Source organism: Rummeliibacillus sp. TYF-LIM-RU47 (assembly GCF_008638315.1).
Lineage (GTDB): Bacteria > Bacillota > Bacilli > Bacillales_A > Planococcaceae > Rummeliibacillus > Rummeliibacillus stabekisii.
This window is the reverse complement of sequence record NZ_VVIR01000001.1, coordinates 1,303,468-1,315,430: the sequence shown is the minus strand read 5'-3', so window position 1 is coordinate 1,315,430 and position 11,963 is coordinate 1,303,468. Positions and strand designations below refer to the sequence as shown.

Below are 11,963 nucleotides of genomic sequence, written 5' to 3'. Positions count from 1 at the left end.
TTTTCAAAAAATAACAATTTTAATCTGATGGAATTAAAGTAATATCATTCTTCACTATTTGCCAAACAAAACCATCAAAAAACTCTAATTTTCTATTTTTCAATCGTAATTGAACATCGCTCGTACCCGCACCTCCACTAGACAATTGGCTATCAGTATACTCTTTTGCTGATTTTAAAACTTGTGCATCTTTTGCATCTACTTGGATCGTTGTAGAATAGGCTGTTAAATCTAATGCTGGAATTCTGCTGAATTTTTCATCAGTATAATTTTTAGCACTCTGTACTTTTTCGTCGACTTCAAGCGTGGTCGCATATTCTTCTAAATTAATAGAAGTAATATCAGCAAGCTTTTCATTTGTATAAGTCTTAGCTAAGTTTAAAATGGCTGTATCTTTTTCATTGACGGATTGTTCTCCTGCATCCAAACGTACCTGTAAGCTGCTAAAGCCCCCACGTGCATTAATAACTTCAGCGGTCGCATTACCAGTAGTCAATCTGTCAAATTCTTGTCTCACTGTTTGAGCTTCCTCAAAAGATTTATCTGCGAGTTTTTTAGATGTAACGGCCAGTTCTTTTGCTAGGGCTGATTCTTCGGCGGCCGTGTCTATTTTGTCAATCAATCCTTGGACGTTTGTATTTGCTTCTTGAGATTGCTCCAAAGCTAAAGAACTGTTAGTGACTGCTAGCTTAGAAGAGTTTATAGCTTCTTCAATTCCATCGCCGGTAATATTTTTTACTAATTCTTTTACAGCAGCTATATCATCCAATAACTGCTGAACTGAAAAAAGTGTAACCGCATTACCTATTTCATCAAGTGATTTTTCGATTGTTAAAACAAAAAAACCAGCATTCGGCGCTTTTATAATGCCGTCATCCTGGTTAATCAAATGTACTTCAATTGTATATTTTCCTGCGGCTAAATTAGATGAAATGGTAAAGGCAATAGAGTTTCTTTCATAATCAATTATTGGCGGCTCTGTATTGATGAGCGCACGTTGATATCCGACAGCCACTTCAATTTTTTTGAATGGTTCTAGGTCAACAAATTGATTATTTTCATCCTTTATTGCCAATTCAATACGAGTAGCATTATCACCACTTTTTATTGTATCTATATCATTCAGTAACTCTACCCTCATCTATCTTCTCACCCCCTTTCGCGTCTTTAATTAGATTATTAATTTGCAATTGAGCTTGCTCTAATAATGTATTTAATTCTGCATTCTGTACTTCAAGATTAGCTACTTTCAATCCTAATTTTTGGATTATATTTTGATAAACTTTCTCATTATTCATTTGTATTAGCCCCCTTTTAATTCGAATATTGTATGTTTTACTTCTTCCAAATCAGCCAAAGCCATTTCTTGAGTATATAAAATTCTGCAACATTATCCATTGGATTCTCTCTTATTTCTCGTTCACTTTTCAAAAAGTTAAAAAATACTTTAATATTCCTCGTGTAATTTGCAATTGTCGTATCAGATATTGGCTTTTTAAAATCATTTCTACGATCAGGATAATTAAAGTTTAGCGACTTTTCGGTTGCAGTTACCGTATATTTACCTCTTTCACGTAAATATTGGATGTATTTTCTAATATGAGTTGACTTAACCTTTCCAGCGTCGTCAATATTCATTTCTTGTTTCAGATAATTAATAAATAAAGTTAATGTTTGCTGATAACTTTTTAAAGTCTTAGCTGCTAGTTGTTTTGAATCACAATACAACATGAATGAGTCAAGTTGTAATTCAATTTCAGTTATTTTATTTTCAATTGAACGCAAAAAAAAGCACCCCTTACTCGTCGAATTTAGTAAACCCAACAAATAAACTGTGCTTGTAAATAGTACACTTTTATTTATTTAATTATTGATTCAAAAAGGTAGTTTATAGATATATAAATCTATAATACAAATATTCCCTAACTACCTTAAACACTTATATATCAAGGCTTTTAAACCTCTTTAAACTGCCACCATTTCAATACGAATCTTATCAGCAATCATAGCAATGAATTCTGAATTTGTTGGCTTAGATTTAAGGTGATGGACTGTATAACCAAACATCTTCGAAATCGATTCATAATTTCCGCGGTTCCATGCAACTTCGATGGCATGGCGAATTGCACGCTCTACACGTGATGGCGTCGTATCAAATTTCTTTGCAATATCTGGATAAAGAATTTTGGTAATGGAACCAAGTAAATCTACATCGAGATAGACCATTTGGATGGCTTCTCGTAAATATGCATAGCCTTTGATATGTGCTGGAACGCCTATTTCTTTGATTATTGCCGTTATGGTTGCATCTAATTGGCGCTGATCCATCTTTTGTGGAGTGGAACTTTGCAGGACACTAACCCTTTTTTGTTTTTCCACTTTTTTACCGCCTACTTGCAGTATTTTAGACGCTAAACGATCATATTCAAAAGGCTTTAGCATAAAGTAAGATGCACCAAGCTCTGCCGCTTGTTTCATTACATCTTCTTGTCCAAATGCAGTCAACATTATTACTTGCATACTATTAAGCTGTGGGTTTTCATGGATTGTTTCCAATACAGCCAACCCGTCAAGGTGCGGCATAATTATATCTAATAACAGCACATCCGGCACTTGGCTTTCCAGCATTTTCAAACATTGTTTGCCATTTGTCGCTGTGCTGATTACATCAATTTCTGGTTGCTGTGACAGATACTCCTCCAGAGCTTTCACCAACTCACTATTATCATCCACAATTGCAACTTTTACTTTGTTCATACAGGACTCCTCCTTCATTTTTCCCAAGATTCAATCTGATTTTTGTTTCTTGCATAAATCTAGACATACGTTTGATACAAAATGGTAAATTCGACATCTTTACGGATAGCCCTTCAATTTTTTGAAAAATGAGTATGAAGGAATATGAATAATTTCAATTTCGACAATATTATGTAAATTAATTCGTGGTGTTTATTGACTATTATTGTAACAGATTTTTTGTAAAAAGAATACCAAATAAAAAGAAGAAAAAGCTGCCTCTTTCTTAGAGACAGCTAAAAATAAATTTTATGCAGGTTGATTTTTAAGCATTTCAGTAATTGGCAACGCGGCGCCTTTTTCAGGGCTTTCAATATACATGTGAGTAACTGCCCCGGCAAAATGACCATTTTGAATAATTGGGCTTCCGCTCATTCCTTGCAAAATTCCACCTGTTTTTTCTTTTAACACAGGATCTGTTACTTCTATTTGAAAACTTTTGTTGTTCACTTTTGTAATCGTGATATCGAAGGTTTCTACCTTTTTTCCTTGAATAGTCGTTAAAATTTTGGCTGGTCCTTTTTTAATTTGAGATGGCTGCATAATTTCAATTGCTTTTGGCAATGATGGTTGTAAAGTGTTTTGCCATTTTCCAAAAATGCCATATGAACTATTTAGCTCAATATCTCCAATTTCGCCATTTCCGTTCTCTACAGAAGAAATTTTGTAACCCGGTTCTCCTGGAATACTTTTCTTAATATGTTCGATTCGCGCATAAAAAATGGACCCATCATTAAAATTCGGCGGTTCCTGCAAAATCTGGTCAATAATCTGATGGCCAAGCGCTCCATATTGTTTTGTTTCTGGATCTAAAAAAGTGAGTGTTCCAATCCCATCTGTCTCGTCGCGCAAAAAATTCATGACAGAAGCCATTTCTTCTTTCCGCACTTTGACGGTTTGATCTTCCCCATCTCGTCCAACTGTCATCTTAATGGCATCTTTAGATGAGCTTTTCAAGATTTGATGGATGTTCTCAAGCTTCTTGATTTTAGTCTTATTCACTTTCTTGACGATATCTCCTCTTTTTAGCCAGCTTCCTTCTTGCAACAAGACATCATTTGAAACCGTCACATTTGCCAACTGCAATTCCACACCGATTGAATCACCCATTGGTATCACCTTCTTAGCGGCGCTTGCCAACGTGGACATGGATACCAGCATTCCCAGCAAAATGATCAAGCTCAAGAAAGAGCGCTTTGCATTTCTCATATGCCACCTCCTTTTTTAATTATCATGGCTATAATTGAGATAGTTATGAAAGGTAAATATTTGTGCACCTATTTGGCGTATAAAAAAACACCTCACATTTATGTAAGATGTTTTGCTATTTTATGCATGCATTATTTTCTTTCTTTCATTTGCAATGTCGATCAATTCTTTAGCATGTTGGAAAGTCAGATCTGTTACTTCTGCGCCAGACATAATTCTGCTAATTTCGCCAATCCGATCATCATCAAAAATCTCAGTCAAAGATGTAAATGTTCTGTGTGCATCTTCTTGCTTTTGGATATAATAATGATGATCAGCCATTGCGGCAACTTGAGGCAAATGAGAAATACATAAAACCTGTGAATGTATTGAAACCGCTGCAATTTTTTCAGCAATTGCTTGAGCAACTCGACCGCTAACGCCAGTATCGACTTCATCAAATATAATGGAAGTAATACCATTAGATGAAGAAAAAATCGTTTTAAGCGCTAGCATGACACGTGAAAGTTCCCCGCCAGACGCAATTTTCGTCAATGGTTTAGGCGGTTCTCCTATATTTGTCGCAATATAAAAGACAACACGGTCAATTCCATATTGATCAAACTGACCAGGGGCCAATGTTTCAAAATGAACACTAAATTCAGCTTTTTCCATATACAATTCACGTAACTGCTGCATAATGGAAAAAGACAACTGTTCCCCTACATTTTTGCGAATACTTGTTAGTTTTTCGGCGGTTTTTTGCAATGTTTTTTGCAATGTCATTAATTGCTGTTCTTTTTTTTGGATATTTTCATCTCTGTTTAAGAGAGATGCCAATTCCTCGCCTATTTTTTCACGATACGCCAGAATTTCTTCTAAAGTATGCCCATATTTACGCTTCATTGATCCAATAAGCGCTAAACGTTGCTCTACTTCATTCAGCCTCTCTGGATCAAATTCAAGCTCATCCAGAATATTTTTCACTCCAAATGCAGCTTCTTGCAAATTGTAAAATGCGTTCGATACAGCTTCTGAATACTCATTAAAGCTTTCGTCAACAGTAGCGACATCCTCTAATGCGGACATAGCTTGGCCGATCCAATCAAGCCCTTTTGATTCACCTAAAATGGTTTCGTGCGCTGTACTTGCTCCTTCAAATATTTTGTTGAAGTTTAGCAGTCTTCTGCGTTCTTCCATTAATTCATCTTCTTCATTAGGCACAAATTTGCATGCATCAATTTCTTTGATTTGAAACTGAAAGAGATCAATTTTTTGTGCCACTTGTTGCTCATTTACTGAAATCGCAGCAAGCTCCTTTTTCAACAGGCGATATTCTTCGTATTGCGAAATATACAGCGTTTTTTGATCTGTAATTTGATCTCCTGCAAATTGATCAAGCAACGAAAGGTGATGCTTATCATCCATTAATTCTTGGCTTTCATGCTGGCCGTGAATGTCGATTAATGTTGCACCTATTTCCCTAAGTAATGATAGTGGGACAAGTTTTCCGTTGACTCGGCAAACACTTTTACCGTTATCATTTAAGTCTCGTCTAAGGATGACCGAGCCTTCTTCTATATCAATGCCAGCTTCCGCACATTTAGAATATGCTGTATGCATCGATGAAGATAGGGTAAAAAGTCCTTCTAATTCGGCTTTTTTCGCCCCATGGCGAATAAATTCCTGAGATCCTCGCCCTCCTGCAAGAAGTTGCACAGCATCGATAATAATAGACTTCCCTGCCCCAGTTTCTCCAGTCAAGACCGTTAATCCTTCTTGAAAGTCGACCGTCAGATCTTCAATAATAGCGAAATTTTTAATTGACAGTTCTTTTAACAAGTTTCACACCCCGTTTACAGCTATAACATTTCCAACAAGCGATCTTTAATAAGGTTTCTTTCTTCATCTGCTCTGCAAATAATAAGAATTGTATCATCGCCGCAAATAGTTCCAAGAATCCCTTCCCAATCTAATCGATCCAATAAAGAACCGATTGCATGTGCGTTTCCTGGCAATGTTTTCATCACAAGCATATTGCTTGTACCATCTATAGACACAAAGGCATCCGCTAAAGCTCTATGCAGTTTTTGGATCGGATTAAAGCGTTGGTCTGCCGGTAAACTATATTTATAACGCCCATCATGCAATGGCACTTTTATTAAATGAAGTTCTTTGATATCTCTTGAAATGGTTGCTTGTGTCACATGGTAGCCTGCTTCTTTCAGCATATCCACTAATTCATCTTGTGTTTCTATCTCATTATTTGCGATCATATCGCGTATGCGAATATGTCTTTGGCTTTTATTCAACTGTGATCACCTCGTGCATAATTATGCTTATCTTAAATAAGGTAACATTTTTCCTATTGTTATACAAGAAAAAACACGGCCGTGAGTCGTGGCCGTGTTATTTCAATTGTTGATGTGCTTCATTTACTAACTTGTTGAAATCAGTAAATGAATGGACTTCCTCACCATTCTGAGGATTGTATAGATGGAATAAAAATTCAATATTTCCCTCTCCACCTGTAATTGGTGAGTAGGATGCATCTTTAACTACGAAGCCAGTATTTTCAGCAAAGTTAGCCACTTTTTCTAATACTTCAAGATGTGTCTTAGCCTCTCGTACAATTCCTTTTTTCCCAACTTTATCTTTCCCTGCTTCAAATTGCGGTTTTACTAGCGCAATTACATCGCCCTTTGGTAATAACAATGTTTTCAAAACAGGTAAAATTAATTCAAGAGAGATAAATGAAACGTCGATTGTTGCAAAGTCTGGTAAACCAGAATCGAAGTTAACTGGTGTGACATAACGGAAATTGGTTTTTTCCATTACCGTTACACGTTCATCTGATCGTATTTTCCAAGCGAGCTGGTTTGAGCCTACATCTAGTGCATAACAGTGTTTTGCACCATTTTGCAGAGCACAATCAGTAAAGCCGCCTGTAGAAGATCCGATGTCCAACATAAGCTTTCCTGAAACATCTACTTCAAATATTTTTAAAGCCTTTTCTAATTTGAGACCACCGCGACTCACATACGGCAATTGTTGGCCTTTAATTTGAAGATCAGCATCAACTGGAATTTTTTCGCCAGCTTTGTCTACACGCACTTCTTTAGAAAAAACTTGGCCTGCCATGATCAAGCGTTTGGCTTTTTCACGTGTTTCGCAGAGGCCCCGTTGTACAAGCAATACATCTACTCGTTCTTTCGGTATTTTCGTTGTCATTGTGTTTCTAAACCCGCTTGCTTCTTAGATTTTTTATTGATAAGATGAAGCACGCTTTCTACAGCGTCTTCTTCCGTCATATGCAAATCACGTAGCAATAAGTCCACATTCCCGTGTTCAACAAATACATCAGGAATGCCAATGCGGTCAACTAAATCCGTATCATAACCATGGTCGTTTGCAAACTCTAACACGGCGCTCCCAAAACCACCTTCAAGCATAGCTTCTTCTATCGTAAGAATAGGCTTTTTGCTTTCAAATAAACGATGAAGCATATCTTCATCCATAGGCTTAATGAAACGAGCATTAATAATTTCCGTTTTGATACCTTTAGTAGCTAAGAGATCAGCTGCAGCTTTTGCCATTGGAATAGTGGTCCCGAATGTAAGAATTGCTACATCAGCACCATCCTGTAATACTTCCCAAGTACCAATGTCAATCGGTTGCAATTCTTCATCCAACGGTACTCCTAAGCCATTACCTCTTGGATAACGGAGTGCAATTGGACCTGCATCGTAATCAAGTGCCGTTTTTACCATATGCTGCCCTTCATTTTCATCTTTAGGCATCATAATCACCATGTTCGGCATGTGACGTAAAAAGGCGATATCAAATACACCTTGGTGTGTTTCGCCATCTGCTCCCACCAAGCCTGCGCGGTCGATACCAATAAATACATTTAACTTTTGTCTGCAAATATCATGTAAAACTTGGTCGTATGCACGTTGTAAGAATGTAGAGTAAATCGCAAGAAATGGTTTCGTACCTTCCGCTGCCATCCCAGCTGCCATCGTAGTAGCATGTTGTTCTGCAATCCCAACATCAAAGAACCTATTTGGGAACTCTTTTGCAAATCCCTCTAATTTGGAACCCACTGGCATTGCAGGAGTGATGGTTACAACACGAGGATCCTTACGTGCAATGCGTGTGACTGTATCAGCAACCAATTTTGACCATGCAGGAGCTGTTGTTGAAGATTTAATAAAATCTCCTGTTTCAATTTTATATGGTCCAGTGCCATGCCAAGTACCAACAGTATCGTTTTCAGCAGGCGTATAGCCTTTCCCTTTTTTTGTTACAACGTGAATAAGGACAGGCCCTTGCGTTTTTTTAGCATTTTGTAATGTGTCTTCAAGACTTTCAAAGCTATGACCATCAATTGGTCCAAGATAGGTAAAGCCTAATTCTTCAAAGAAAATGCCTGACACAAGCAAGTATTTCAAACTATCTTTCACACGCTCAGCTGTTGAAGCTAACTTACCGCCAACAGCAGGGATTTTCTTTAAAAGTCCCTCTAATTCATCTTTTGCTTTATTATATTGACTCGCCGTGCGAAGGCGGCCTAAAACATTATGCAGTGCACCTACGTTAGGCGCAATAGACATCTCATTATCATTTAGAATCACAATCATATTTTTTTGTTCATGTCCGATATGGTTCAAAGCTTCTAACGCCATACCGCCTGTTAAAGCACCGTCACCAATAATTGGAACAATATAGTTATGTTCACCTTTGACATCGCGGGCTGCTGCCATTCCCATTGCTGCTGAAAGGGATGTAGAACTGTGCCCTGTTTCCCACACATCATGTTCGCTTTCACTGCGTTTTGGGAAACCACACAATCCCTTATATTGTCTAAGTGAATCAAATTCACAAGCACGTCCAGTCAAAATTTTATGGACATACGCTTGATGGCCGACATCGAAAAGTAATTTATCTTCTGGGCTATTAAAAGCACGATGCAAAGCTATCGTTAATTCAACAACCCCAAGATTTGGGCCAATATGCCCTCCCGTATGAGCGCACTTTTCAATTAGAAACTTACGTATATCTTCACTAAGGTCCTGTAGTTGTTTTGTTGTACATTCTTTTAGAAAGGATGGACTAGATATCTGTGTTAAATCCATCGCCATCACACACCTTTTCATTATAGATTCATCGCACATTGTTGTTTTACACCATTATAACAGTGATAAAGTAAAACTTCACACATTGGGTGTCTTTTTTCTTCCCACATGAATTTAAGGATCATTCTATATGATCATTAATAGACCTAACCCAGTATAGAGTAAGAACTCGATTGGTTCAACTTAGTCTCATCATTTGAGACAGCTTCGTTCTGCCTATCTTCACTGTTATAAACAGCTTTAAGAGAATTCCCCAAACATACATGGAAAATTGCTCAATAAAACCATAGTAAACAATTGCACAAAATATTTTGAGCTGTTACTTGTTACGATGAACAATATATTCAGCAAATTCTTTAAGTAAAATACTATCAGAAGGCAATTTATCTAACGCTTCGATTGCTAAACGGAAATGTTGTTGCAATTTCTTGTTTGCCCCATCAAGTGTTAATAATGCAGGGTATGTGCTTTTGTCGCTTGCTACATCTTTGCCTGCTGTCTTACCAAGCTGCTCTGTGGTACCTACTACGTCTAAAATATCATCTTGTATTTGGAAGCATAATCCAATGTGATGGGCATATTCCGCCAATATGCTTCTTTCATCTGCTGTTGCATTAGCAAGTATAGCACCAGCTTCAATGCTAAAGCGAAGGATAGCACCTGTTTTATTAATATGGACTTTTTCTAGTTCTTCTAACGTCAGCTGCTTTTCTTCACCCTGAATATCTAGAATTTGACCGCCGACCATACCTTCTGCGCCAGCTGCAATACTTAATAGGTTGATGAGTTCTAAACGTTTCTCAGCATCCACATGTTGCATTCTAGCTAGTATGCCAAAAGCTAGTGTATTTAACGCATCACCAGCAAGTGTGGCAAAGGCTTCACCGAAAACTTTATGATTTGTTAATTTGCCGCGTCGATAATCATCATTATCCATACTTGGCAAATCATCATGGATTAAAGAGTAGGTATGAATCATTTCAATGACAGCACCGACAGTGTAAGCTGCATCATCTTTTACATTGAAATGATCCATAACAGCTAGCACAAATAAAGGACGGACTCTTTTACCCCCTGCGTTCAGCGAATAAAGCATTGATTCCTTCAGTATTTCCGGTGCTGTAATAATTTTCACAAGATCGTCCATATGTTTTTCGACGAGTGGAATATTACTTTTCATGAATGATTGGAGTTGTAGCGTCATTGTTTATTTCCCTCTTCTCCTGTAGGCTCGAACGGCTTTTCTTTGCCGCTGTCATCCATAATAGAGACAAGCTGTTCTTCTGCCTTTGTCAATTGATCATGACAAAACTTTGATAGTTTCATTCCTTTTTTATACATTTCAATTGCATCTTCCAACGGTACTTCACCTGTTTCTAATACTTGTACAATCTCTTCTAATTCATTGATTGAAGTTTGGAAGGTTTGTTTTTCATTAGCCATTTTTAGTCTCCTTTCTTCGTAACAGATACAATGGATGCTAAAGCTTTGCCGTCATGCAAGTGTACTTCAATTTGATCTTGTGTTTGAAGGTCATCAACTGATTTAACAACAGTACCATTCTGGTATGCAATACTGTATCCTCTTGTCATGATAGAAAGTGGATTTAACGCTTCCAATGTTCTGATTGCAGAACGAAACTCTTCTTTTTTTTGATTGATTTGCCCTACAATTGCTTTTTGCAAAGCACTTTCTAAATTGATTATATTTTGCTTTTCTTGCTTGATTTGTGTTACCGGCGTGCGCATTGCCAAGGCTTGATCCAATCGCTGAATAAGCTGTTTTTGGTCTTTCACATAACGTACTGTCCCCTGTTGAAGCCTTTCATCTAAGCGCATGAGCTGTTCGGTAAACGGTCGATAGAGCCTGTCAGGCAGGCTGAGTGGATAGGATTTTTGTAAACGGTCTAACCGGCTCCGTTCGCTTCTAATTTTAGATTGAGTCAATTGAATTAGTTGAGCTTTTTTGGTGAGCAGATATTTCAAAAGTTCTTGGCTGCTTGGGACAGCAAGTTTTGCGGCTGCCGTCGGTGTTGCAGCTCTCGCATCTGCTACAAAATCAGCAATGGTCGTATCTGTCTCATGACCTACACCACTAATGATTGGCAACTTACTATTAAAGATAGCTCTTGCAACAATCTCTTCATTGAAAGCCCATAAATCCTCTATGGAACCTCCGCCACGACCAACAATTAATGTATCGATATTCGGTGTATTATTTGCCTGTTCAATTGCTTTTGCAATGCTTTTAGCAGCATTTTCCCCCTGAACAAGTGCAGGAAAAATAACAATATCCACTAACTTATAGTGTTGTTTAATCGTCGTGCAAATATCACGGATAGCAGCACCAGTCGGAGCTGTCACAACTGCTATTCTTTGTGGAAAGGCTGGAATTTGTTTTTTATGGCTATCAGAAAATAGCCCCTCTTGCTGCAACTTCTCTTTTAATTGCTCAAATGCTAAGTAAAGACTACCTATACCATCCGGTTCCATTTCTTCAGCATATAATTGATATTGCCCGCCACCTTCGTAAACCGTTACATCCCCTTTAATTAAAACTTTCATGCCATTTTCCGGCTTGAACTTCAATTTTTTAGCGCGCATAGCAAACATAACCGCTTTCACTTGCGACTTTTCATCTTTTAAGGTGAAGTAAATATGGCCAGACCCAATATGATGCTTAACATTGGAGAGTTCACCTTTAACGTAAACATTCCGCAAATGGGGATCTGCATCAAACTTTTTCTTGATATATTTTGTAAGTGCTTGCACTGATAAATAAGGCATTGCCAAAATACGAAAACTCCTTATCTATACACTGGTAAAGATACCAGCGTTTATT

12 protein-coding genes are annotated in these 11,963 nt (G+C 37.6%); all 12 read right to left on the bottom strand.

The annotated features are described in order from the left end of the window. Nucleotides 1-19: 19 nt before the first annotated feature. On the bottom strand, nt 20-1,141 hold the full coding sequence (locus tag F0527_RS06635; protein ID WP_150284210.1) for a hypothetical protein: 1,122 nt from the start codon (nt 1,139-1,141) through the stop codon (nt 20-22). Then, entirely contained in the window at nt 1,119-1,298 is a 180-nt protein-coding gene (locus F0527_RS06630; RefSeq protein ID WP_150284209.1) for a hypothetical protein, read from the bottom strand. The genes F0527_RS06635 and F0527_RS06630 overlap by 23 nt, the downstream gene beginning before the upstream one ends. Before the next feature lie 37 nt (nt 1,299-1,335). Continuing rightward, entirely contained in the window at nt 1,336-1,785 is a 450-nt protein-coding gene (locus F0527_RS06625) for a site-specific integrase (RefSeq protein ID WP_370454644.1), read from the bottom strand. A 180-nt stretch (nt 1,786-1,965) separates the two neighbouring features. Then, nucleotides 1,966-2,757: a sporulation transcription factor Spo0A gene (gene spo0A, locus F0527_RS06620; protein WP_066786694.1), complete on the bottom strand. Its 792-nt coding sequence runs from the start codon at nt 2,755-2,757 to the stop codon at nt 1,966-1,968. A gap of 288 nt (nt 2,758-3,045) precedes the next feature. Continuing rightward, entirely contained in the window at nt 3,046-4,005 is a 960-nt protein-coding gene (locus tag F0527_RS06615; protein WP_150284208.1) for a SpoIVB peptidase S55 domain-containing protein, read from the bottom strand. 120 nt (nt 4,006-4,125) lie between these two features. Continuing rightward, complete coding sequence (gene recN / locus F0527_RS06610; protein WP_150284207.1) at nt 4,126-5,826, bottom strand: DNA repair protein RecN; 1,701 nt, start codon at nt 5,824-5,826, stop codon at nt 4,126-4,128. A gap of 20 nt (nt 5,827-5,846) precedes the next feature. Continuing rightward, nucleotides 5,847-6,296, bottom strand: a complete 450-nt coding sequence (ahrC, locus tag F0527_RS06605; RefSeq protein ID WP_066786684.1) for a transcriptional regulator AhrC/ArgR — start codon at nt 6,294-6,296, stop codon at nt 5,847-5,849. 97 nt (nt 6,297-6,393) lie between these two features. Continuing rightward, nucleotides 6,394-7,215, bottom strand: a complete 822-nt coding sequence (locus F0527_RS06600) for a TlyA family RNA methyltransferase (protein WP_150284206.1) — start codon at nt 7,213-7,215, stop codon at nt 6,394-6,396. Then, nucleotides 7,212-9,122, bottom strand: coding sequence for a 1-deoxy-D-xylulose-5-phosphate synthase (dxs, locus tag F0527_RS06595; protein WP_150284205.1), 1,911 nt, complete (start codon nt 9,120-9,122; stop codon nt 7,212-7,214). Before dxs ends, F0527_RS06600 begins: the two co-directional genes overlap by 4 nt. A 319-nt stretch (nt 9,123-9,441) precedes the next feature. Further along, nucleotides 9,442-10,326 (bottom strand): polyprenyl synthetase family protein, encoded by an 885-nt coding sequence (locus tag F0527_RS06590; RefSeq protein ID WP_147193611.1) that lies wholly within the window; start codon nt 10,324-10,326, stop codon nt 9,442-9,444. Further along, nucleotides 10,323-10,565, bottom strand: coding sequence for an exodeoxyribonuclease VII small subunit (locus F0527_RS06585; protein ID WP_066786674.1), 243 nt, complete (start codon nt 10,563-10,565; stop codon nt 10,323-10,325). The genes F0527_RS06590 and F0527_RS06585 overlap by 4 nt, the downstream gene beginning before the upstream one ends. A gap of 2 nt (nt 10,566-10,567) precedes the next feature. After that, a complete protein-coding gene (xseA, locus tag F0527_RS06580; RefSeq protein WP_150284204.1) occupies nt 10,568-11,917 on the bottom strand; it encodes an exodeoxyribonuclease VII large subunit in 1,350 nt (449 codons plus the stop codon). Nucleotides 11,918-11,963 lie beyond the last annotated feature (46 nt).

Excerpts from the sequence above, each read along its gene's own strand:
- F0527_RS06635 (WP_150284210.1), bottom strand. The coding sequence starts at position 1,141 with ATGAGGGTAGAGTTACTGAATGATATAGATACAATAAAAAGTGGTGAT.
- F0527_RS06630 (WP_150284209.1), bottom strand. The coding sequence starts at position 1,298 with ATGAATAATGAGAAAGTTTATCAAAATATAATCCAAAAATTAGGATTG.
- spo0A (WP_066786694.1), bottom strand. The coding sequence starts at position 2,757 with ATGAACAAAGTAAAAGTTGCAATTGTGGATGATAATAGTGAGTTGGTG.
- F0527_RS06615 (WP_150284208.1), bottom strand. The coding sequence starts at position 4,005 with ATGAGAAATGCAAAGCGCTCTTTCTTGAGCTTGATCATTTTGCTGGGA.
- F0527_RS06600 (WP_150284206.1), bottom strand. The coding sequence starts at position 7,215 with ATGACAACGAAAATACCGAAAGAACGAGTAGATGTATTGCTTGTACAA.
- dxs (WP_150284205.1), bottom strand. The coding sequence starts at position 9,122 with ATGGATTTAACACAGATATCTAGTCCATCCTTTCTAAAAGAATGTACA.
- F0527_RS06590 (WP_147193611.1), bottom strand. The coding sequence starts at position 10,326 with ATGACGCTACAACTCCAATCATTCATGAAAAGTAATATTCCACTCGTC.
- F0527_RS06585 (WP_066786674.1), bottom strand. The coding sequence starts at position 10,565 with ATGGCTAATGAAAAACAAACCTTCCAAACTTCAATCAATGAATTAGAA.